We start from the raw sequence: 21,732 nt of genomic DNA on the forward strand, positions 1-21,732 counted from the left end.
CTCCAGCGCGTCGGTCGTCCCCGCGCGCGGGGCGGCGGCGGCCGGAAAGCCGGGGTCGTCGGGACCCTTCCCGGAGCGCCCGGACGGTGCGGACGGTCCGGACGCCCCGGACGACGCCGATACCCCGGGCGCTCCGGAGCGTCCGGACGGTGCGGATCGCGGCACCTGACTCCTCCTCGGCTCGCCTCGTCCCACTCGGCTCCCCCCGGGTGCCCTCGATCCTCCGAGGTGCCTCTCGATCCTCCCGTACGGCGGTCCTCTCCGGGCGTACACGGATCTTCGCGACCCCCTCCGTGCGGGACGCGACGCCGGTGGGCAGACTCGTTGCCATGCGAATGCTCTCGCCGCGGACCGCCGTACCAGACCGCCTCGACTGCCGCGCCGCCACCGCCCTCCGGCGGCCGAGTGCCGGTCCCGGGTTCCTGTGAGCGCGCCCGCCCCGCTGGTGACCTTCGGCCACGGTCTCGCCGGCCGCGAGCAGATGACGTCCCTGCTGCACGGCGCCGGGGTCGAGGCCGTCGTCGACGTACGGACGGCTCCGGGCAGCCGCCGCAATCCGGACGCCCACCGGGACCGGCTCGCCGCATGGCTGCCCGAGGAGGGGCTGGAGTACCGGTGGGAGAAGCGGCTCGGCGGCTTCCGCAAGGCGGCGGCCGACTCCCCGGACGTCTTCTGGGAGCACGCCCAGTTCCGCGGCTACGCCGGTTACACCCGCGACCCGGTCTTCCTCGACGCGATGGACGAGCTGCTGCAACAGACGGCCACGACGGAACGTACGGCCGTGATGTGCGCGGAGTCCCTGTGGTGGCGCTGCCACCGGCGGATCATCGCCGACTTCGCGGTGCTCGCACGGAGCACGCCCGTGCTGCACCTGGCACACGACGGCCGGCTCACGGAGCACCCGCCCGCGCCCGGGGCGCGGCTGCGCGACGACGGGCTGCTGGTGTACGACCAGTTGTGACGGTACGGGCCGGGCGGCGCCGCGGACCGGCCCCGGGGACGGCCGGGAGGACGCCCGGAGCAAGATGGGAACGACGGGACGGCAGCCCCCACCGCTCGCCCCCGTCCGCAGCCCACAGGAACCGACTGCCCGGAGTACAGCCATGATCGACGCGAACGGCACGACCCCGGGCGCGGAGGCGGACGGCGGCCCGCTCCCCCGGCTGCTCTGCGACACCGCCGGGCTGCCCGGCCTCGCGGACGCACCGTCCGGCGCCCTGTGGAAGCTGGCCGAGTCCGGGCGCCAACTCGACGCCAACGTCGTCCACTTGGAACCGCACCGGCAGGTGGACACACACGCCGAACCCGACCTGGACGTCCTCCTCCTCGTCCTGGACGGCTCCGGCACCCTCGGCACCGGACAGGGCCCGCAGGAGCTGGCCGCCGGCCGTCTGCTCTGGCTGCCGCGCGGCTCGTCCCGGAGCCTCACCGCCGGTGCCGAAGGGCTCCGGTATCTCACCGTCCACCGGCGCCGTCCCGGCCTCCAGATCCGCGGACGCGCCGACCGGGCGCCGGACCCGCTCCCGGAGTGACGGCGGGTACCGGGCCAGGGCACGTACGCAGGCCGCGTCCCCGGGGGATGTCGGTGGCGCGTGGCACCGTGGACGCATGTGCGGCAGATACGCGTCCACGCGGAGCCCGGAGGACCTGGCCGGTCTCTTCGACGTCGACAGTTGGCAGCAGGAGGACGCCCCGGGGCCGAACTACAACGTGGCCCCGACGGACGAGGTGTGGGCGGTCCTGGAGACCACCGACCGCGAGACGGGCGCCGTCGAGCGCCGACTGCGGCCGCTGCGCTGGGGGTTGGTGCCGTTCTGGGCGAAGAGCCCCGACGTCGGCGTGAAGATGATCAACGCCAGAGTGGAGACGGTGCACCAGAAGCCCGCCTTCCGCCGCGCCTTCGCCAAGCGCCGCTGTCTGCTCCCGGCCGACGGCTTCTACGAGTGGCAGACCGTCCCCGCGCGCGAGGGCCGCAAGGCGTACAAGCAGCCGTACTTCATCACCCCCGAGGACGGGCAGGTGATGGCGCTCGCGGGACTGTACGAGATCTGGCGCGACCCCGAGCGGGACGAGGACGACCCCCGCGCCTGGTGGCGCACCTGCACGGTCATCACCACGGAGGCCACCGACGCCGCGGGGCGGGTGCATCCGCGGATGCCGCTCGCGATCGATCCGGAGGGACAGGCCGACTGGCTCGACCCCGCGCACGACGATCCGGACGAGCTGCGCTCCCTACTGACCTCGCCCGCGGACGGACATCTGGACGCCCGTCCGGTCTCCACCGCCGTCAACAACGTGCGCAACAACGGGCCCCATCTGCTGGATCCCCCGGAGAACGACGGGAGTTGAGCACCCGCCCGGCGACGGCCGCCGCCCCGGCCTACAGCTCCGGTTCGAGCGCCGACTCCGGCTCCGACTCCGGTTCCGGTTCCGTCGTCGTCCGCCCCGGCACCGGCTGATCCGGCTCCGTCCGGTCCGGTTCGAGCCCCGGCTTCGCTTTCGTCTTCGTACGGCGCTCCAGCGTCCGTACGCCCGGCACGCACAGCACCGCACCCGTGAGCAGGACGATCAGCACCGAGCAGCCCCACAGCGCGCCCGGCCGCCCGACCGCCGTCTCCGCGGGCCCGGCGAGAGCCGTGGCGACCGGGACCATGGCGACGGAGCCGAACCAGTCGTAGGCGGAGACGCGCGAGAACTTCTCCTCCGGGACCTCCTGGTGGAGCGCCATCATCCACGTCACGGCGAAGACCTCGACGGCCAGTCCGCTCACGAACATCACCGCGGTCAGCGGCCATGCCGCCAGCGGTACGGCGAGCGCCGCGCAGGGCAGCGCCAGCGGAAAGACGCACAGCGTGCCCGTACGCAGAATCCGGCGCGGCTGCCAGCGGGTCATCAGCAGGGCGCCGCCCACCGTCCCCGCGCCGAACGCCGCCAACGCCACGCCCCACGGCCCTGCTCCGCCCAGATGCTCCTCGGCGACCTGGGGACCGTAGACCGCCTCGGCCGCCGCCACCACGGCGTTGACCACCGCGAACTGCACCACCACGGCCCACAGCCACGGTCGTCCGGTCACCTCGCGCCAGCCGTCCCGCAGATCCGCGAGGAGACCGGCGCCGGGGGTGCGTACGGGCATGCCGCTCACGTCGAGCAGACAGCGCAGGCCGCCGGCGGCGGCGAAGGCGGCGGCGTCCACCGCGAGCACCCAGCCCGGTCCGAACGCCGCGACGAGGGCGCCGCCCAGCGCGGCGCCGCCGATCCCCGCACCGTTGACGCCCATCCGGAAGACGGCGAAGGCACGCGCCGACTGCTCGCCGTTCACGGTCGCCAGCACCATGCCCTCGGCGGCGGGCGCGAAGAACGCGTGCCCGGTGCCGCCGAGCGCCGAGAGCAGCGCCATCTGCCACAGCCGTGCGTCCCCGGTGAGCACCAGGACCGCGAAGGCGCCCTGCGAAAGGAAGTTGAGGGTGTTCGCCGCGACCATCACACGGTGCCGGGGCAGCCGGTCGGCGACGGCGCCGCCGACGAGCAGGAAGAGCACCAGCGGCACGGTCCGGGAGGCGGCGACCAGGCCCACGTCGGTGCCGTCGCCGCCCGCCTCCAGCACCGCGAACGCCGCGGCGATGAGCGCGCCGGAGCTGCCGAGGCCCGTGACCACGGCGGCCGTCGTCAGCAGCGTGTAGTTGCGTCCGGCCCACGCGGGGCCGCGCGGTGCCCGGTCCGTACGCCGCCGCGTGCGCGCACCGCCGGGCGGCGTCTCCCCCGATTCCCCTCGTTCCCCCCGTGTCCGCGTCACGCTCCGGACTATGAACGGCCGCCCACGAGCCGGTCAACACCCCTTGTGTGCTCGCCCTTTTCCACTCGCCGCGTGCCGTGACGGCCTGCTATGGTCTCGCCGTTCCTCAAGCCTTCCCGGCACGGACACAGCACCGCGACACACCTGAGCCGGGGAGGCTTTTCGCATGCCCGGAACCAGGTCCCGGGAGCGGCCCGGCCCCCGGTCTCCGTACCGAACGAGCCGCGCCCGCCCGTCCAGTCGGCCGCCCGGTCGGCCAACTCCCCTACGTGTCCCCGGACTTGTGAAGGCCCCTCCCAACTGCCCCACAGCGCCCTCCCGAAGGAGTCCCGTGTCCGATACGTCCGTCCGTCTGCGTCCCGTCGGCGAGACCGACCGTTCCCTCATGGAGCGGCTCTGGCTGCTCTTCCGGCACGACATGTCCGAGTTCGGCGGTTCCCTTCCCGAGCCGGACGGCACCTTCCGCAGCGACCGGCTCGACAACGCCCTGCGGGGCGGGCCCGATTGGGCCGCGTACGCGCTGACGCTCGGCGAACAGCCCGCCGGGCTCGCCTTCGTACGCAATCTCACGGGCGCGACGCGCATCCTCAACAGCTTCTTCGTCGTACGCGGCGCACGCAGGGCGGGCGTGGGGATGCGCGCCGTACGGCTGCTCGTGGCGGAGCACCCCGGCCGGTGGGAGATCGCGTTCCAGGACAGCAATCCGGCCGCGGTGCGGTTCTGGCGCCGGGTCGCCGCGGAACTCGCCGGCGACGCGTGGAGCGAGGAGCGGCGTCCGGTGCCGGACCGTCCCGAGGTGCCGCCCGACGCCTGGATCTCCTTCGACGTGCCGCCCGCCGAACGCTGAAGCGTGGGCGGGGCGGCCGGCCGAGGACGCGAACACCCTTTGCCCCGCGCCGAGTTGGGACCGCCCCGCCGACGCACCCGCCGACGCACCCGCCGACGTACCCGCTGACCTCGTCCGCTTGACGAGGCCCCTGACGTGCATCACCATCATTCCACTAACTAACTAGCTAAAGGGTGGTGAAGGAGATCGAGTTCCGTATCGACAGACGGAGCGGCGTCGCCGCCTACCAGCAGATCGTCCTGCAGACCAAGCAGGCGCTGCGGCTCGGAGTTCTCCTGCCGGGTGACCGGCTGCCGACGGCCAAGGAGGTCGCCGAGAGCAGCGCGGTCAACCCGAACACGACCCTCAAGGCCTACCGGGAGCTGGAACGCGAGGGTCTGGTCGAACCGCGCCCCGGCATGGGGACGTTCGTACGCCAGTCACTGGCCCAGCCGCAGGCCGCCGCCGACTCGCCCCTGCGCGGGGAGCTGGCGGCGTGGATGGACAAGGCCCGCGAGGCGGGTCTGGAGCCGGACGACGTGACGGCCCTGGTCGCGTCGCTACTTCAGGAGCGGTACGCCGGGCACGGGGCGTCCGCCGCACGCAGTCACAGCCGGGAAAGCGAGGAGCGCACGTGAGTACGGTCATGGGTGATCGGGGTTCCGCGGAGGACTCCGCGATCGAGGCGTACGGCCTGGGGAAGCGCTACCGGCGCGGCTGGGCCCTGAAGGACTGCTCGTTCCGGCTGCCCGCGGGGAGAATCTGCGGGCTCGTCGGCCCCAACGGGGCCGGCAAGACCACGCTGATGGGCATCGCCGTGAATCTGCTCCAGCCGACGGCGGGCACCGTACGGGTCTTCGGCGAGGCCCCCGGACCGGGACTGGGCGCGGCCGGCCGCCGCACCGCCTTCCTCGCCCAGGACAAGCCGCTCTTCCGGCGCTTCACCGTCGCCGAAACCCTGCGCCTGGGACGGGAGTTGAACCCGCGCTGGGACCAGCGGACGGCGGAGGACATCGTCCGCTCCGGCGACGTGCCCCTCACCGCGCGGGTCGGCACCCTCTCCGGCGGCCAGCGCACCCGGGTGGCCTTCGCGCTCGCCTTCGGCAGGCGTCCCGATCTGCTCCTCCTCGACGAGCCGATGTCCGACCTCGATCCGCTCGTACGCCACGAGTTGATGTCCGTCCTCATGGCCGAGGCCGCCGAGCACGGCACGACGGTGCTGATGTCCTCGCACATGCTCGCCGACCTGGAGGCCGTCTGCGACTACCTCGTCGTCCTCGCCTCGGGCAGCGTGCGCATGGCGGGCGAGGTCGACGAACTCCTCAGCGCCCACACGCTGTTGACCGGCGCGCGTACGGACGAGGGGATGCCCGCCGACCTCGCCGCCCGGCACACGGTCGTCGAATCCCGTACGAGCGGACGGCAGTTCACCGCGCTCGTACGTCCCGACGGTCCCGTCACCGGCGACTTGCACGCCGACTCCCCCAGTCTCGAAGAGGTCCTCCTCGCCTACCTCCGCACTCCCGGCGCACCGCCCCTGATCAGTCCCAGCGCCCACGCCGGGCCCCATCCGCACCCGCACGCGCAGCACACGCAGGAGGCGGCAGCATGAGCACCGCGGCCACATCGGCATCGGGATCCGCGTCCGGATCCGCGCCCTCGCCGGCGGCCGCGTCCGCCGCACCGTCCGGGCGCCGCGGCCCCCGGCTGAGCGGACTGACCTGGCTGGTCTGGCGACAGCACCGCGCCGCCTTCTGGACGGGGATCGCGGTCACCGTCGTCGGCATCGGCTACTTCCTCCAGCAGCGCGCGAGCATGCTCGCGCTGCTCGACGAGACGGGCTGGCCGGGCCCGAAGACCCTGGAGCTGCCGGCCGGCTTCGAGATCTACAACTCCCGCCTCGCGGACGCCTCTTCGATACTGGGCGCGCTGCTGCCCGTCCTCGTCGGCGTCTTCCTCGGCGCCCCGCTGATCGCGAACGACCTGGAGCACGGCACCGGCAAGCTCGTCACGTCGCAGACGGTCAGCCGCGGCAGTTGGCTCGCCAGGAAGCTCGGCATCGCGGTGCTCATGGCGGCGCTGTGCACGACGGCGCTCAGCGCGGCGTACGGCTGGTGGCTGGGGCCCGTCGGCAAGCTGGACAAGACGCTGTACTGGGTGGCGGGCAGCGCCACGGGACCGATCCCGGTGGCGCTCACGCTGCTCACCCTGGTGGGAGGCGTCGCGATCGGTACGGTGCTGCGCCGCACGCTGCTGTCGATGGTGGTCACCTTCGGCTTCGCGGTCGCGGTGCAGCTCGTGTGGTCCGAGTTCTGGATGTCCCTCGGCAACCCCGTGACGATCCGTACGCACAACGGCGTCGGCGACGGCGCCTTCCCCGAACTCCCGCGCGCGGCATACGACTTGGACCAGTCGCACCTGACCGCCTCGGGCGACCTCATCGGCTACGGCACCTGCGCCAAGCCCACCGAGCAGGCGACCCAGACCTGCCTCGACAAGCACGACGTCGTCGGCTGGTCCGTGGACTATCTGCCGACCTCCGAACTGCCGGGCATGCTCTGGACGGGCGCCGCGATCATGCTGGCGCTCACGGCGGGTCTGACCGTGTTCGTGCTGTGGTGGGGACGCAAGCGGCTCTACTGAGCGTCCGTACGGCCGCTGTCGCCGCTGCCGTCCGTACGGGACCGTCGTACGGAACCCGACTGCGACAACTGCCGTACGTAGACGCGGCGTTACGGACACGACGAGGCCCCCGGAACCGTCCGGGGGCCTCGTGCCGTGCGGGGAGGCCCCCGGAGGGAGGGGCTCGCAGCCCCTCCGTCGCGCGGCCGGATGTGCCTAGCCTGGAGTTCATGGAGATCGCGAAGGACATCAAGGACTTCCTGACGACCCGCCGCGCGAAGATCACCCCCGACCAGGTGGGCCTCGCCCCCGGCGGGCGCCGGCGCGTCCCCGGCCTGCGGCGCGAGGAGGTCGCGCTGCTCGCGGGGGTGAGCGCGGAGTACTACGTCCAGATCGAGCGCGGCAACCTCTCCGGGGTCTCGGAGGAGGTCCTCCACGCGATCGCCACCGCGCTGCGCCTCGACGAGGAGGAGACGGCACATCTCCAGGACCTGGCGCTGGCCGCGGCGTCCAAGGCGGGCCGCAAGCCCGGCCGCCGCACGGGAGCGGGACGCCAGAAGGTCCCCGAGGGGGTGCAGGCGCTCATGGACGCGATGGTCACCGCCCCGGCGATCGTCCAGAACGGACACCTCGACATCCTCGGGGCGAACGCGCTGGGCCGGGCCCTGTACGCACCCGTCCTCGATCGGGCCGGGCGCGGAAAGCCCAATCTGGCCCGGTTCCTCTTCCTCGACTCCCACGCGGACGAGACGTTCCCGGCGTGGGAGGAGGCCTGCGAGGTCGCGGTCGCGCTGCTGCGCGTGGAGGCCGCACGCTCACCGCACTCCCGGGCCGTCACCGGACTCGTCGGCGAACTGGCCACCCGCAGCCAGGAGTTCCGTACCCGCTGGGCCGCCCACGACGTGAAGGCGCACCGGAGCGGGACCAAGCGCTTCCACCACCCGGCGGTCGGCGATCTGACGCTGCGCTTCGAGGCCCTGGAGGTCGCCTGCGCCGCCGGTCTCACGCTGATCGGCTACACGGCCGAACCCGGCTCGTCCTCCCAGGAGGCGCTGCAACTGCTGGCCAGTTGGACCGCGACCGGCGGCGGCGCACAGGCCGCCTCCCGGAGGACGGACGGCCCCTGACCCGCCCCCGTCAGGCCGTCACTTCATGTGCGCGTCGAAGAACGGGATGACCTTCTCCGGGTGCCGGCCGAAGTAGTTGTAGCCGTCCCGGAACCGCCGTGTGGTGTTCTCGATCCACACCAGTTCCTTCTCCTGGCTGCCCAGCAGGTCGAAGGTCTTCTGGGCGTCCTCCGGGTTCCTGGTCCAGGCGTCCTCCAGTACCTGGATCATCAGCACCGGCATCGTGACGCCCTCCGCGAAGAGCTGCGGCGTCATCTCGTCCGCGGTGAACGCGCCCATCTTCAGCAGCTCCAGATCGATCAGCTCCTCGTACCGGCTGATCCCCTGAAGCTCCGAGAACGCGGAGAAGATGGCCGACATCGAGACCACCATCGGGCTGCACATGCAGGCCACGTCGGCGAACAGACCGGGCCGCCGGTAGATGGCCTCGTACTGCGAATTGCCGCCCATGCACTGGCTGTAGAGGCCGACGCGCATGCCGCTCAGCTCGGGGTGCGCATCCACGTACTTCTTCGCGCCCACGCAGTCGCGCCACTCCCACCGGCCGATCCCGCTGAGACCGCCGTTGGCGGCACTGCTGTTGCCGTGGTTGCGGATGTCGTACGCGAGGACGTTGTAGCCCGCGTCCGTCAGATGCTTCATCTGCAGCACGAAGTCGATCTCGACCGCGTCGTAGCCGCTCCAGGGTTCGCCGAGATGCCCCGGGAAGCCCGAACGGCACATCGGCAGCGCGTGGTTGAAGATCACCAGCTTGTCGCTCTGCCCGCCCTTGGCCGGGATGTACCAGCCCTCCAGCGGCGTCCCGTCGTCGGACGGGAAGTAGACGTCCCGCCACTCGGTCATGCCGTGGTCGTCGGGCGTCTTGTGGATCACGCTCCGCAGGGGGCGGACGATCCCGGCGAGGGCCTTCACCTTCTGGTGGTCCTCCTCGGAGATGGTCCGAAGCTGCTCCTGGGCCCTCTCCATCCGCTGCTCGGAGATCCTGCTCATGGCGTCCTCCTCCTCGGTCTGTACGCGCTGTACGGGCGGCGGCACCACCCGGGACCCAGGCTGCGCCGTCTCGCGCGCAGGCGGGAGAGTCCGGCTGTCGGGGGGACCGGCAGCCCCTGCCTCGCCGCACGGAAGCGGGCGGGGGCACCGCAGCCGTACGTGATGTACGGACTGCCGGGTGCCCCCGCCCGCGGGAGGGAACGCACCGACGCGAGACGCCGACGCCGGGCGTCAGCGCAGGTGGCTGCCGAAGAGCGCCTTGGTGACGGGACCGCCGACGTCGCCGGGACCGAACGCCTTCGCGCCCTCGGTCGTCAGCCCCTCGTCCGTACCGCGCAGCGACCAGAGGGCTCCGGCCGACGCGTTCTCCTTCACGGACGAGACGTTGAGGTCGCGGTGACCGTCGCCGTTCACGTCCTTCAGGGCGCAGGCCGCCCCGAACTCGTCGCCGGACTCGGCAACTCCGGGCACACCCTCGCGGTTCTGGTCCACGACCTGGCTGCCCTCGCCGGCGACGCCGGAGGAGGAGCCGTGCAGCAGCACGACCGCGCCGGCGTCCGTGAGCCCGCTGAAGTCCTCGCCGCTGATGCCGAGCGCGACCTCCGCGCGGCCGTCGCCGGTCACGTCGGCCACGGAGACGCACGAGCCGAGACGGTCGCCCTTCTCCTGCTCGCCGGGCATCCCGGGAAGGCTCTGGTCGAAGGTCTGCTTACGGTCGGACGGGCCCTGGGACGAGCCGAAGACGACGGTGACCTTCTCCTCGGAGCCGCCGCTGCCGAGCACGACGTCGTCGTAGCCGTCGCCGTCCACGTCGCCGACGTCGCTGTCGCCGTCGTCACCGACGGAGCCGATCTCGCCCAGCGTTCCGGACGACGTGAAGCCGGCCGTGCCGCCGAGCAGGACGTGGTTGCCCCACACCCCGTCGCCCTCGTACGCCCAGATCGCGATGTCCTGGCGCTTGTCGCCGTTGACGTCGCCGACGGACTTGGCCGTGACGGGCCCGCTGATCGAGGAGGGACCGTCGACGCAGGAGTCGTCCTCCGCACAGCCCGGACCGTCGTCGCCGTAGCCCCACCACTCGGACTTGTCCATGAAGTCGAGCTGCTTCGCGGGCTTTCCGTCGCGGGAGATCGGGCCCTTCAGCAGCGCGCCCTGCTGGGTGACGGGGTCGTCGCCCGCGACCTCGGCCGCGCCGAAGAGCGCCAGGTCGGCCTTGCCGTCACCGTCGAAGTCGCCGGCCTGCGGCGTGTGCCCGTACCCGTCGAGGGCGGTGGCCTCGGACGGTCCGTCCGGTGAGCCCCAGAGGATCACGCCGCCGGAGGCCGCGTCGGCGGAACCGACGACGATATCGCCGTAGCCGTCGCCGTCCAGGTCGCCGGTGGAGAAGGTCTTGCCGAACTGCTGCTTTGCGGCGGCCGATCCGGGCACGCCGCTCGTCGAACGGCTCACCAGCGTCTTACGCGACGGGTCCAGCCCGTCCGCCGAGCCGTACGTCACCGTCACATAGCCCGCCTGCGCCTTGCCGGAGACGGTGCCTCCCGGGGCACCGACGACCAGGTCCGCGTAACCGTCGCCGTTGACGTCCTCAGCGGGCTCCGCGGCCTTCGCGGCCTTCGCGGCCTTCCCCGACGCCGCGTTCGACTCCTCGGCGGCGGCCGACCAGGCGGTGATCCCGCCCGCCGCCAGCACGGCGGCGGCCACCGGCACAACGACCCGCACGGCCCGCCCCCGTCGGGAACTGCCGCCGGCGGAGCGTCTGAGGTGTGGGGATGTCATGGCACATGCCTCCAATTGGTGTAGTCCACTGCCTCTGGGGACACCGGAACATCCAACTTGGTTCCACACGGCGGCTGTTGATACGGCACAGGGACAAAAGCCGGACTTCGTACCAGGAGCGAGGTACGCCCGGGGAAGGGCCCCGGGATGGGACGATCGAGACGCTCGGAGGAATCGAGCGACGAACGAACGGACAACGAACGAACTGACGACGTACGAACGGACAACGCACGCCCGGCAACGAACGGACGGGACACGGCACTTGGGCAGGATGCACGCGGACGAAGCGCGGACCGACGCCGATCTCGTACGACGGCTGCTGCGCGCCCAGTTCCCCCGGTGGGCGGACCTGCCGGTCGCCCGGCTCGCCTCCGGAGGCACGGTCAACGCGATCTACCGGCTCGGCGACGAGCTGACCGTACGGCTGCCCCTGCTTCCCGGCGGCGCCGAAACCGTCGCACTGGAGGCGGAGTTGCTCCCCCGGCTGGCGCCGCTGCTGCCACTGCCGGTCCCGGAGGTGGTGGCCGTCGGCGCCCCGGGCGAGGGCTACCCGCTGGCCTGGGCGGTCCACCGATGGATCGAGGGCCGCAACCCGGTCGAGGGCGACCTCGCCGAACCCGTACAAGTGGCCCGCGATCTCGCGGAGTTCGCGGTCGCGATGCGCGAGATCGACCTTCCCGGCGGCCCGCCCGCCCACCGCGGCGCACCGCTCGCCGGCGAGGACCACGCGACGCGCACGGCGATCGAGGCCCTGCGCCGCACCGACGAACCCTTCGACGCCGACGAGATCACCACCGCCTGGGAAGAGGCCCTCGCCGCTCCCGAATGGACGGGCCCGCCCTGCTGGACGCACTCCGACCTCATGCCGAGCAACCTCCTGCTCACCGGCGCCCGCGTCTCAGCAGTCATCGACTTCGGCACCGCGGGCACGGGCGAACCGGCCACGGACCTCATCCCGGCCTGGAACCTGCTGCCGGGCCCGGCCCGGCAGACCTACCGCGAGGCGGCAAACATGGACGACGCAACCTGGACCCGCAGCCGCGGCTGGGCCCTGTCCATGGCGGTCATCCAACTCCCGTACTACCGCCACACCAACCCGCTGATCTCGGCCAACGCCCGCCATGTCATCGGGGAGATCCTGCGAACGCGCCTCTAGCTGTGGGCCTTATCCGTGTGCACCACCTCCGTCCGTACGCTGCGCTCAAGGCCGCCAAGTCCGTCCTCACGCCGGCCTCTTGGGCAATGCGGCGAAACGGCCGAACGGCGAAGATGCTGTCCGGCGACGGGAACCGGGCGGGGGGCTATGACCATCAGGCTGTCTGACGTTGGCAAGACCTTGGGCTGGGGCGGCCTCGCGGGTGTTGCGGCCTGCCTGCTGCTGCGGTACGTCGAACCGGCGCCCCGATGGGACGTCCTGGCCTGTCTCGGGACACCCCTGCTCGGCTTGATGCTGTCCTGGGCAGGGACCCGGTACAGGGCAACGACGGCAAAGGACGTTCCTGACTCTCCCGCAACGGTGGACCCAGCGGGATTCCGCTTGATCGGCGAGTGGCGGCCGGAGCGCACTCAACGGAAGCACCTCGGCGCCCTGTTCCTACTGCTGTCCGTTGCTCTGCTGCTCTTCGGGTCCGCCCAGCACGTCACGCCCCAACTGGCCGACGCCCGTAGCGGATCCGCACGGATCGTCCCCGTGACAGTCATCGAAGTGACCGCGCAGCGTTCCACGCCCGTACGCGCCGGAGGCACGACCTACACCTCGGAGCTCTCGGTCAACCCGACGGGGAACAGCACAATCGACAAGCTGCTGCACGGCAGCATCAAGACCTCCGACTCAATGCGACCCACCGCCAAGCTATGGGCCCTCCACACCCCGGGCGACGGCCGGGAAGCAGCCCAACTGACCGAGACACGGGAGAGTTGGAAGCATTGCGGGACGGGGGCACCCGTCCCTCCGGCATGCTGCTCGGCGTCTGTGCGGCGGCCGCCGCACTGGGGCTGATCCTGCTGCTATGCCGCAAGATCAAGCTGTCCCCGGACGAGGAATCTGTCGAGGTGACGCTGCACACGCGTGGTACTCAGGCTCTCGCCGTGACGCTGGGAGGCACGGCGGACGAAGGCAGACGCGAACTGGGAGTGGGCCTGCGCCTGCAGGCCGAAGACGGCGAACGCCGCCTGTACATCAGCCGGTTCGTCGACACCGAGCATCTCGCCGACCTCGTCTACGGCCGTACCGCGTGGCTGTACTGGGCACGTCCCGACGGCGAACCTCCACGCGGACGCCCCGGACGAAAGGGCGAGATGCTGCCGGCCGTCCTGGTCCTCGGCGGAGGCGACGAAACACGCTATATACGCGGCTGGATGCCACGGGACCCGGATTGGCCCGTCACCCAGGGAAGGCACTTGGCAGCGCTCGGTTCTGAATCCTGACCACCGGTACGGCCGTTGGGACCGGACTCGATGCGCCCGCCGCGCGCCCGCCTGAGCGCCACGGTCTGGCTGATCCTGGCCGGCCTGGCGGCGGCTGCCACAGCCGCCTTCCCCGTGGGCGGAGGAGGAAAGGAGCCGGTGCAGGTCACCGGCGTGGTGGTCGCGCTGTGCGCCGTCGTGGGCATGCGCCTGCGCGAGGCGAAGTGGCGCCCGGCCACTCGTCGCCAAGAGCGACGCGCAGCGAAGCAGACGGCATAACCGCCCAGCCGCTTTCCCGATCCGCTCGACAGGACACAACGGCAGACCTCGCTCCTTGCGGCTCGCCTGCGCGACTCCTGTCCTCTGCTCCGAGCACTGAACCAACAAGGAAATCAACGCCCAAGATCAAAAAGGCCGGACCCAAGATCGGAACCGGCCTCTGAACTCGTACTTCCCTGGAGCCGCCTGTCGGATTCGAACCGACGACCTTCTGTTTACAAGACAGATGCTCTAACCAGCTGAGCTAAGGCGGCGGGCTGGACTGCGCGCGTGCAGTGTACCCGGAGGGGTGTGGAGGGCCGCGATGCGGTTTCGTTGCCGCATCAGGGCTGACAAGGCGCACAGCGGCGGGTTAGCGTCACCGCACGTTCACAACGGTGAAACGTACTCCCTTTACGACGGATCGTCCGGCACGTACCTGCCGGTGAAGGAGACAACAGCATGGCTACGGTCACGTACGACGGCGCTACCCGGATCTACCCCGGTGGTGACACCCCCGCGGTCGACAAGCTCAACATCGGCATCGAGGACGGCGAGTTCCTGGTGCTGGTCGGCCCTTCGGGCTGCGGCAAGTCCACCTCCCTGCGGATGCTCGCGGGTCTCGAGGACGTCAACGAAGGTTCCATACGCATCGGCGACCGCGACGTCACGCACCTGCCGCCGAAGGACCGGGACATCGCCATGGTGTTCCAGAACTACGCGCTGTACCCGCACATGACCGTCGCCGACAACATGGGCTTCGCGCTCAAGATCGCCGGCGTGAACAAGTCCGAGATCCGCAAGAAGGTCGAGGACGCGGCGAAGATCCTCGACCTCACCGACTACCTCGGCCGTAAGCCGAAGGCCCTCTCCGGCGGTCAGCGCCAGCGTGTGGCCATGGGCCGCGCGATCGTGCGTGAGCCGCAGGTCTTCCTCATGGACGAGCCGCTGTCGAACCTCGACGCGAAGCTCCGCGTGCAGACCCGTACGCAGATCGCCGGCCTCCAGCGCCGTCTCGGCATCACCACGGTGTACGTGACCCACGACCAGGTCGAGGCCATGACCATGGGCGACCGGGTCGCCGTCCTCAAGGACGGGCTGCTCCAGCAGGTCGACACCCCGCGCCACATGTACGACCGTCCCGCGAACCTCTTCGTCGCCGGCTTCATCGGCTCCCCCGCCATGAACCTCGTCGAGGTCCCGATCACCGACGGCGGCGTGAAGTTCGGCAACAGCGTCGTGCCGGTCGAGCGCGAGGCGCTCACCGCGGCCGTCGACAAGGGCGACAAGACCGTGACGGTCGGCGTCCGCCCCGAGCACTTCGACGTCGTCAACGGCGACGCTTCCGACACCGCCCTCTCCAAGGACGAGCCCGCGGGCGTGGCCGTGACGGTCAACGTCGTCGAGGAGCTCGGCGCCGACGGCTACGTCTACGGCACCGCGAACGTCGGCGGCGAGGACTGCGACCTCGTCGTCCGCGTCTCCGGCCGTCAGGTGCCCGAGAAGGGCGCCGTCGTGAACGTCGTTCCGCGCGGTGGCGAGACGCACGTCTTCTCGACCTCCAGCGGTGAGCGCCTCAGCGACTGACCGACCGGACCACGTCCGGCGGGCGACGGCGGCGCACACCGCGCCGCCCGGCACCGTCCGAACACGCACAGGGCCGTACGTCCCGCACAACTGCCGGGCGTACGGCCCTCGTTCGTGTCGGCACCCGGTCCCGGACCGATGCCGGATCCGCCTCGTACCCCCGTACGTCAACGTCCCGGCCCGAACGCGCCTGTGCGCCGTCGCTCGGCGGAGTGACCGAATGTCGCCAAATCACCACTCTTCGCTACCATCACCGGCGTGAACCACGCAGCACGCCGAATCGGCCGATCTCTCGCACTCGTACTGCCCGTCGTCCTCGTCCTGTCCGGGACGCTCGCTGTGGCGAGCGTCCCGTGGAGCGCGTCCTCCGATACGCAGGACACACAGATGCTGACGGCGTCCGAGCAGAGAGCGTCCACCAAGTCGGCGCCCCGTACGCCTCAGCACATGCTCCGCAAGCGTCTGGTCGCCGAACTCCAGGAGAAGAACCCGGGAGTTGCGCTGACCAGCCTCCAGCGGGAGATGGCCGCGCGCCCCTCGCTCGCCCGGCACTGCACCTCGCTCGCGCGTGCGCTCGGACGGGCCGCCGTGCACAAGTACGGCAGTGCGCAGCGGGCGGCACGCTGGTCGCGTCCGGTGTGCGACACATCCTTCGCGGCGGGTGCCGCCGGCGTCGGCGGCACGGCGACAGACGGGGCCGCCGGCTCCTCCCGTATGCCCTGACACACCGGCCCGGGGGCCCGTGACGGACGTACGCCGCATAAGGTGCGCCGCATGATGCAGCTCCCCACACAAGCGGTGATCCTGGCCGGCGGCCAGGGGACGCGGCTGCGGCCGTACACCGACGACCGTCCCAAGCCGATGGTCGAGATCCCCGGCACCGGACTCCCCATCATCGGGCACCAGTTGGCCTGGCTGGCCGCCGAGGGCGTCACCGATGTCGTCGTCTCCTGCGGCCACTTGGCCGATGTGCTCGGCGAGTGGCTGACGACGGCCGAGCTTCCCCGTACGCGTACGAAGGGCACGGACGGCGGCGATGCCGGGCCGACTCCCTTGCGTACGGAGGTCGTTGTCGAGAGCGAGCCGCTGGGCCGCGGCGGCGGGCTCAAGTACGCGGCGGCCTCGCTGCCCCGTCCCGACGAGCCCTGGTACGCGACCAACGGCGACATCTGGACGCGCTTCGCACTGCGCGAGATGGCCGCCTTCCACAGCGAACGGGACGCCGTGGCCACGCTCGCGCTCGCGCGGCCGCGCATTCCGTGGGGGGCGGTGGAGACCGATCCGTTCGGGCACGTCCTCGACTTCATCGAGGCTCCGCCGTCGCCCTATCTCGTCAACGCCGGTGTGTACGTGTTCTCTTCGTCCTTCGCCGTGCTGCTTCCGGACCGCGGCGACCACGAGCGGACGACCTTCCCGCGGCTGGCCCGAGAGCGGCGCCTCGCGGGCTTTCAGCTTCCGCAGGGTGCGTACTGGCGCGCCATCGACACCGCGAAGGATCTGGAGGAGGCGGCACGGGAGTTGAGGGAGACACAGGGCGGGTGAGGACGACGGCACGGGGGCGGGTGAGACCCGTACGCGGCCGACGGCGCGGGGCCGCGGCCCCAACGGGCCGCGTCAGCCCAGGAGTCCGCCCAGTCCCCCGCCGCCGCTGTACGACGAACCCCCGCCGCCACCGCTCCCGCCCGAGGACGAACTGCCGCCGCCCCCACCGGAGTTGGAGCTGCCGCCCGTACCGCCGCCCGCCGGGGATCCGCCGCTCGTACCGCTGCTGCCGCCGCCGCCCTGCGTGGCCTGGGTACCGGGATCGGACTGTTGCGGCGGCCCGGCGCCGGGGCCCGTCTCCTCCGGGGCCTGCACGGTCTCGTGCTGGGTCGGCCCGGACGGGTCGCTCCGCTGACCGCCGTCCTGCGACGCCGGTGACGAGGGGCCGCCCGAGCGCCGGCTGCCGGGGCCGCCGTCCGCGCCCTGGGCGTGGCCGCCGGCGGGGGTGTCGCTGCTCGTACCGGCGTCCGGGTCCGTCGGGAGGGGCGAGCCGGGCAGCCGGTTGGTCGGAGGCTCGTCCGGGTCGGGGACCGTGGCCGTGTGCGAAGCCCGTACGGCACCGCCCAGCATCGCGCCGAGGAGCATCGCGACACCGGTGACCACCGACGCGATGACGGCGCCCCGGCGCAGCACCTGCCGCCGCAGATCGAGGAGTTCGGCGCGCGGGCCGAGCTTGCGCCATGCGTCGGCGGCGAGCTTCCCGTCGACGGAGTAGACGGGAGCGCCCGCGATCACCAGCGGGCTCCACGCGGCGAGGTAGATGATGTCGGGCGTCTCGTACGCGGGCCCCGAACTCCAGCTCACCGTCATCAGCAGCGCCGCCGACAGCAGCGCCCCGACGGAGGCCGCGAGCCGCTGCCACAGACCGCACACCGTCAGGACGCCGATGATGATCTGCAGGAAGGCGACCGTCAGCCCCGAGCCGACCGGGTGCGCCAGCGCGAAATCGCGCAACGGCGAGGCCAGCGCCCACGGTTCGAGCGAGCGCAGCCAGGTGACCATCGAACCGCGTGCGTCGCCGTCGAAGTAGACCGGGTCGCACAGCTTGCCCATCCCGGCGTAGACCGAGATGAAGCCGAGGAAGATCCGCATCGGCAGCAGGACGACACCGAGGTTGAGGCGGCGGCCCGGATAGTACGCCTGGCGCCGCCCGGCGGCGGGGGCCGTGCCCACGGCGCTGCCATGGGCGGGGGTGTCGTCGAACTCGCCGTCGGCGAGGGGCCGTTGGCCGTACGCGTCGAGGTCTGCGTCCTCGTCCCCGTAGCCGGGGATCTGGCCCGTCCCGTACTCGCGCCGGTGGTCCTGTCCGTACGCGGGCTCGTGCTCGGAGCCGAACTCGCCGCCGTAGCCCCCGCGTTGGCCGTACGGGTCGTACGGATCATAGGAATCGTACGGGTCGCGGGTGCCGGGCTCCGGTCCGTCGAAGGCGCCGTGTACCGGGCGGGCGCCGTGCAGCAGCGAACTCGGCTGCGGCCGTGCCGTCTCATGTGAACTGCCGTGCCCGCGCTGGCCGATGAGCGTCGACGGCGCGGCCACCGTCTCCTCGCCGATGCGCGGCAGCACCTGGGTGGTGGACGCGGCGGACTCCGCGGTCTGCCGGCCGTCGGGACGGGCGACGGGCGACAGCCTGGTCGCCCCCGTCTCCTCGCTCTCCCCCACGCCCCACAGCACGGACGGCCCCGTCGCCGGGGACTCGGACCCGGTGCCGGTACCGGCGCCGGTGACGCCCGGTGCCGCGACGCCGGAGGTCCACGGGAACCCGCCCGCCGCCGTGCCCGATGCGGAGGAGGAGCCGTCCGCGGACGGTGCGAGCTGCACCCGGAAGCTCGCGTGCGTGACGACGACTTCTGCCGGATCGGAGGGGACCTTGACCGTGCTCAGCCCGGGATCGTCGCCGAAGAGACCGCCGGAGCCGCCCTGTTGGGAGTCCCCGGAGCCACCGGGACGACGGCCCGAGGGGTCGGGCGTGCGGGGTGTCTTGGTGTCCACACTCCTCTAACCGAGTGACGGACGCTTAGGACACTGCCTTGACCGCCCCGATCTGTCCGAGGCCCGTCAAGGGTGCGAGGCCGCTCCAAGTCGCCCTGGCGGAGCCGATGTTGAGGCGGCTCCATGGAGGGAACGTCGAGGCAGTCGCCCGCCCCTCCGCTCAACTCCTGCGCCGCGCCGCCTCGTAGAGCACGACGCCCGCCGCCACACCGGCGTTCAGCGACTCGGCGCCGCCGGGCATCGGGATCCGTACGCGTACGTCGCAGGTCTCGCCCACCAGCCGCGAGAGGCCCTTGCCCTCGCTGCCGACGACCACGGCCACCGGGCCGTCCAGGACGTCCAGTTCGGTGAGTTCGACGTCGCCGTCCGCCGCGAGGCCGACCACCATCAGCCCGTCCTTCTGGTAACTCTCCAGCGCCCGCGTGAGGTTGGCGGCCCGCGCGACGGGCGTACGCGCCGCCGTGCCCGCCGAGGTCTTCCACGCGCCCGCCGTCATCCCGGCCGCCCGGCGCTCCGGCACGACGACGCCATGGCCGCCGAAGGCCGAGACGGAGCGTACGACCGCGCCGAGGTTGCGCGGATCAGTGATGCCGTCGAGCGCGACGATCAGCGGGACCTCGCCCTCGTCGTAGGCCGCCGCCGTGAGGTCGTCGGGATGCGCGTACTCGTACTCCGGGACCTGAAGCACCAGGCCCTGGTGGTGCAACCCCTTGGTCATACGGTCCAGTTCGGGCTTGGGCGCCTCCATGAGGTGGACCTCGCCCCCCTCGCTCGCCAGGCGCACGGCCTCCCGCACCCGCTCGTCGTTGTCGACGAACTGCTGCACGTACAGCGTCGACGCCGGTACGTGCGCGCGCAGCGCCTCGACCACCGAGTTCCGCCCGACGACCAGCTCCGCGGCGCTCCTGCCGCCGCCCTTGCGCTGCGGACGGCCCTGGGCGCGCCGGGCCTTGGCCTGGGCGGCACGCTGCTTCGCGTGGCCCTTGCGCATCTCCGCGGGCGGCGTCGGGCCCTTGCCCTCCAGGCCGCGGCGCCGCTGGCCGCCGCTGCCGACCTGGGCGCCCTTCTTGTTGGACGTACGCCGGTTGGGGCGCTGGCTGTTCCCGGCCATCGGGGCACCTGTTTCTCTGCTGGGTTCGCTGTGTTCGCTGGGTTCGCTGTGTTCTTTCGCTGATTCGCCGCGTGCGCTCGGCCGGGCCGGCGTCGCGGGGTTCGCCGGACCCGCGCGATCCGTACGGTCCGTGCGCCTCATGTCCGTACGGCCGTGGGCGCGGGGCACCGGCCGTCGCCATTATTCCGGAGAGCACGCCCCAGCGAAGAAGTGGATCATCAACGGGCAGGAGGCGACGGCCGATCGGCGGCGCACACCGCGGGTGCGCCCGGCCCTCGGCGGCCGCTACTGCCCGCCGCCGCCCAGCTCCCAGCGCGGCCCCGACGGGGTGTCCTCGATCACGAGCCCCGCCTGCTTCAGCTCGTCCCGGATCGCGTCCGCCGTCGCGTAGTCCTTGCGCTCGCGCGCCGCCTGGCGCTGGTCGAGCACGAGCCGGACCAGCGAGTCCACGGCCTCCCGCAGCTCACCGCCCCGCCCGGCGGCCTCCGCCGTCGACTGCCAGCGCGCGTCGAGCGGGTCGAGGCCGAGGATGCCGAGCATCGCCCGTACGTCCGCGAAGGCCCGCGCCGTGGCCTCCTTGTCGTCCTCGCCCATGGCGGCGTTGCCCTGCCGGACGGTGGTGTGCACCACGGCCAGCGCCTGCGGTACGGCGAAGTCGTCGTCCATGGCCTCGGCGAAGGCGGCCGGGATCTCCGCGGCCGGTGCGACCTCGCCGACCAGTTCGGCCGCGCGCTGGACGAAGCCCTCGATGCGGCCGAAGGCGACCTCCGCCTCGCGCAGCGACTCCTCGCTGTACTCGATCGTGGAGCGGTAGTGCGGCGAACCCAGGTAGTAGCGCAGCACGATGGGACGCCAGTGCTTGACCATCTCGCTCACGAGCACCGAGTTGCCGAGCGACTTGCTCATCTTCTCGCCGCTCATGGTGACCCAGGCGTTGTGCGCCCAGTAGCGCGCGAACTCGTCGCCGTAAGCCTTCGACTGCGCGATCTCGTTCTCGTGGTGCGGGAAGACCAGGTCGACGCCGCCGCCGTGCAGATCGAAGGACGACCCGAGGTACTTGTGCGCCATGGCCGAGCACTCCAGATGCCAGCCCGGACGCCCCCGGCCCCACGGCGTCTCCCAGCTCGGCTCGCCGGGCTTGGCGGACTTCCACATGGCGAAGTCCCGCGGGTCGCGCTTGCCGGTCTCGCCCTCGCCCTCGGGCTGGAGCAGATTGTCCAACTCCTGGTTGGAGAGCTGGAGATAGCCGTCGTAGGAGTGGACGTCGAAGTAGACGTTGCCGTCGGCGGCGTAGGCGTGGCCCCCGTCGATGAGCGCCTGCATCATCTCGATCATCTCGGGCACATGGCCCGTCGCACGGGGCTCGTACGTGGGCGGCAGGCAGCCGAGGGCGTCGTACGCGGCGGTGAACGCGCGCTCGTTGGCATAGCCGATCGCCCACCAAGGGCGGCCCTGCTCCTCGGCCTTGACGATGATCTTGTCGTCGATGTCCGTCACGTTCCGCACGAACGTGACCTCGTGGCCGCGGTGGGCGAACCAGCGGCGCATGATGTCGAAGTTGAGGCCCGACCGGATGTGCCCGATGTGCGGGGCTGCCTGCACGGTGGCGCCACACAGATAGATCGAGACGTGCCCCGGCCGCTGCGGGACGAAGTCGCGGATCTGCCGGCTGCTGGTGTCGTACAGGCGAATACTCACGCGACCA

General features: G+C 71.8%; 21 protein-coding genes and 1 tRNA gene. 15 read left to right on the forward strand and 7 right to left on the reverse strand.

What is annotated here, in order from left to right; genetic code table 11:
• Window positions 1-481 precede the first annotated feature (481 nt).
• The 3 genes from AN218_RS19405 (at window position 482) to AN218_RS19415 (ending at window position 2,349) form a co-directional block, all read left to right on the forward strand.
• Complete coding sequence (locus tag AN218_RS19405; protein WP_079132349.1) at window positions 482-961, forward strand: DUF488 domain-containing protein; 480 nt, start codon at window positions 482-484, stop codon at window positions 959-961.
• A gap of 142 nt (window positions 962-1,103) precedes the next feature.
• Window positions 1,104-1,532 carry a hypothetical protein gene (locus AN218_RS19410; RefSeq protein WP_070018165.1) on the forward strand — a complete coding sequence of 143 codons (429 nt, stop codon included), beginning with the start codon at window positions 1,104-1,106 and terminating at the stop codon, window positions 1,530-1,532.
• Between the two features lie 76 nt (window positions 1,533-1,608).
• Window positions 1,609-2,349, forward strand: a complete 741-nt coding sequence (locus tag AN218_RS19415) for an SOS response-associated peptidase (RefSeq protein WP_070018166.1) — start codon at window positions 1,609-1,611, stop codon at window positions 2,347-2,349.
• A gap of 31 nt (window positions 2,350-2,380) precedes the next feature.
• On the opposite strand, the gene AN218_RS19420 is transcribed toward AN218_RS19415, so the two are convergent.
• Complete coding sequence (locus AN218_RS19420; RefSeq protein ID WP_244900532.1) at window positions 2,381-3,673, reverse strand: MFS transporter; 1,293 nt, start codon at window positions 3,671-3,673, stop codon at window positions 2,381-2,383.
• 451 nt (window positions 3,674-4,124) lie between these two features.
• On the opposite strand from AN218_RS19420, the gene AN218_RS19425 reads away from it, so the two are divergent.
• From AN218_RS19425 to AN218_RS19445, 5 genes are all read left to right on the forward strand, one after another.
• Window positions 4,125-4,640, forward strand: coding sequence for a GNAT family N-acetyltransferase (locus tag AN218_RS19425; protein WP_070018168.1), 516 nt, complete (start codon window positions 4,125-4,127; stop codon window positions 4,638-4,640).
• 176 nt (window positions 4,641-4,816) lie between these two features.
• Window positions 4,817-5,257, forward strand: coding sequence for a GntR family transcriptional regulator (locus AN218_RS19430; RefSeq protein ID WP_107421510.1), 441 nt, complete (start codon window positions 4,817-4,819; stop codon window positions 5,255-5,257).
• 8 nt (window positions 5,258-5,265) lie between these two features.
• Window positions 5,266-6,231, forward strand: a complete 966-nt coding sequence (locus AN218_RS19435) for an ABC transporter ATP-binding protein (RefSeq protein ID WP_070018190.1) — start codon at window positions 5,266-5,268, stop codon at window positions 6,229-6,231.
• Window positions 6,228-7,262, forward strand: a complete 1,035-nt coding sequence (locus AN218_RS19440; RefSeq protein WP_070018169.1) for an ABC transporter permease subunit — start codon at window positions 6,228-6,230, stop codon at window positions 7,260-7,262. Before AN218_RS19435 ends, AN218_RS19440 begins: the two co-directional genes overlap by 4 nt.
• Window positions 7,263-7,471: 209 nt before the next feature.
• Window positions 7,472-8,368: a helix-turn-helix domain-containing protein gene (locus tag AN218_RS19445; protein WP_070018170.1), complete on the forward strand. Its 897-nt coding sequence runs from the start codon at window positions 7,472-7,474 to the stop codon at window positions 8,366-8,368.
• A gap of 18 nt (window positions 8,369-8,386) precedes the next feature.
• On the opposite strand, the gene AN218_RS19450 is transcribed toward AN218_RS19445, so the two are convergent.
• Window positions 8,387-9,358 carry an alpha/beta hydrolase family protein gene (locus tag AN218_RS19450; protein ID WP_070018191.1) on the reverse strand — a complete coding sequence of 324 codons (972 nt, stop codon included), beginning with the start codon at window positions 9,356-9,358 and terminating at the stop codon, window positions 8,387-8,389.
• A 231-nt stretch (window positions 9,359-9,589) separates the two neighbouring features.
• Window positions 9,590-11,134, reverse strand: a complete 1,545-nt coding sequence (locus AN218_RS19455; protein WP_070018171.1) for an FG-GAP repeat protein — start codon at window positions 11,132-11,134, stop codon at window positions 9,590-9,592.
• A gap of 271 nt (window positions 11,135-11,405) precedes the next feature.
• On the opposite strand from AN218_RS19455, the gene AN218_RS19460 reads away from it, so the two are divergent.
• From AN218_RS19460 to AN218_RS19475, 4 genes are all read left to right on the forward strand, one after another.
• Complete coding sequence (locus AN218_RS19460) at window positions 11,406-12,290, forward strand: aminoglycoside phosphotransferase family protein (RefSeq protein WP_070018172.1); 885 nt, start codon at window positions 11,406-11,408, stop codon at window positions 12,288-12,290.
• Between the two features lie 381 nt (window positions 12,291-12,671).
• A complete protein-coding gene (locus tag AN218_RS19465) occupies window positions 12,672-13,133 on the forward strand; it encodes a hypothetical protein (protein ID WP_141747627.1) in 462 nt (153 codons plus the stop codon).
• On the forward strand, window positions 13,091-13,561 hold the full coding sequence (locus tag AN218_RS19470; protein WP_070018174.1) for a hypothetical protein: 471 nt from the start codon (window positions 13,091-13,093) through the stop codon (window positions 13,559-13,561). The genes AN218_RS19465 and AN218_RS19470 overlap by 43 nt, the downstream gene beginning before the upstream one ends.
• 15 nt (window positions 13,562-13,576) lie before the next feature.
• Window positions 13,577-13,819: a hypothetical protein gene (locus tag AN218_RS19475; protein ID WP_141747628.1), complete on the forward strand. Its 243-nt coding sequence runs from the start codon at window positions 13,577-13,579 to the stop codon at window positions 13,817-13,819.
• A gap of 177 nt (window positions 13,820-13,996) precedes the next feature.
• Here AN218_RS19475 and AN218_RS19480 read toward each other — a convergent pair.
• Window positions 13,997-14,073, reverse strand: a tRNA-Thr gene (locus tag AN218_RS19480).
• A gap of 187 nt (window positions 14,074-14,260) precedes the next feature.
• On the opposite strand from AN218_RS19480, the gene AN218_RS19485 reads away from it, so the two are divergent.
• The 3 genes from AN218_RS19485 (at window position 14,261) to AN218_RS19495 (ending at window position 16,927) form a co-directional block, all read left to right on the forward strand.
• Entirely contained in the window at window positions 14,261-15,385 is a 1,125-nt protein-coding gene (locus AN218_RS19485; RefSeq protein WP_070018176.1) for an ABC transporter ATP-binding protein, read from the forward strand.
• A 258-nt stretch (window positions 15,386-15,643) separates the two neighbouring features.
• On the forward strand, window positions 15,644-16,108 hold the full coding sequence (locus AN218_RS19490) for a hypothetical protein (protein WP_070018177.1): 465 nt from the start codon (window positions 15,644-15,646) through the stop codon (window positions 16,106-16,108).
• 51 nt (window positions 16,109-16,159) lie between these two features.
• Complete coding sequence (locus tag AN218_RS19495) at window positions 16,160-16,927, forward strand: nucleotidyltransferase family protein (RefSeq protein WP_070018178.1); 768 nt, start codon at window positions 16,160-16,162, stop codon at window positions 16,925-16,927.
• Between the two features lie 72 nt (window positions 16,928-16,999).
• On the opposite strand, the gene AN218_RS36820 is transcribed toward AN218_RS19495, so the two are convergent.
• From AN218_RS36820 to cysS, 3 genes are all read right to left on the reverse strand, one after another.
• The gene (locus AN218_RS36820) at window positions 17,000-18,916 is read right to left on the reverse strand and encodes a DoxX family protein (RefSeq protein ID WP_070018179.1); all 1,917 of its coding nucleotides are present in this window, start codon (window positions 18,914-18,916) and stop codon (window positions 17,000-17,002) included.
• Window positions 18,917-19,076: 160 nt separating this feature from the next.
• The gene (gene rlmB, locus AN218_RS19505; RefSeq protein WP_070018180.1) at window positions 19,077-20,027 is read right to left on the reverse strand and encodes a 23S rRNA (guanosine(2251)-2'-O)-methyltransferase RlmB; all 951 of its coding nucleotides are present in this window, start codon (window positions 20,025-20,027) and stop codon (window positions 19,077-19,079) included.
• A gap of 285 nt (window positions 20,028-20,312) precedes the next feature.
• Window positions 20,313-21,725, reverse strand: coding sequence for a cysteine--tRNA ligase (cysS, locus tag AN218_RS19510; protein WP_070018181.1), 1,413 nt, complete (start codon window positions 21,723-21,725; stop codon window positions 20,313-20,315).
• Window positions 21,726-21,732: the final 7 nt, after the last annotated feature.

Source organism: Streptomyces nanshensis (assembly GCF_001751255.1).
Lineage (GTDB): Bacteria > Actinomycetota > Actinomycetes > Streptomycetales > Streptomycetaceae > Streptomyces > Streptomyces nanshensis_A.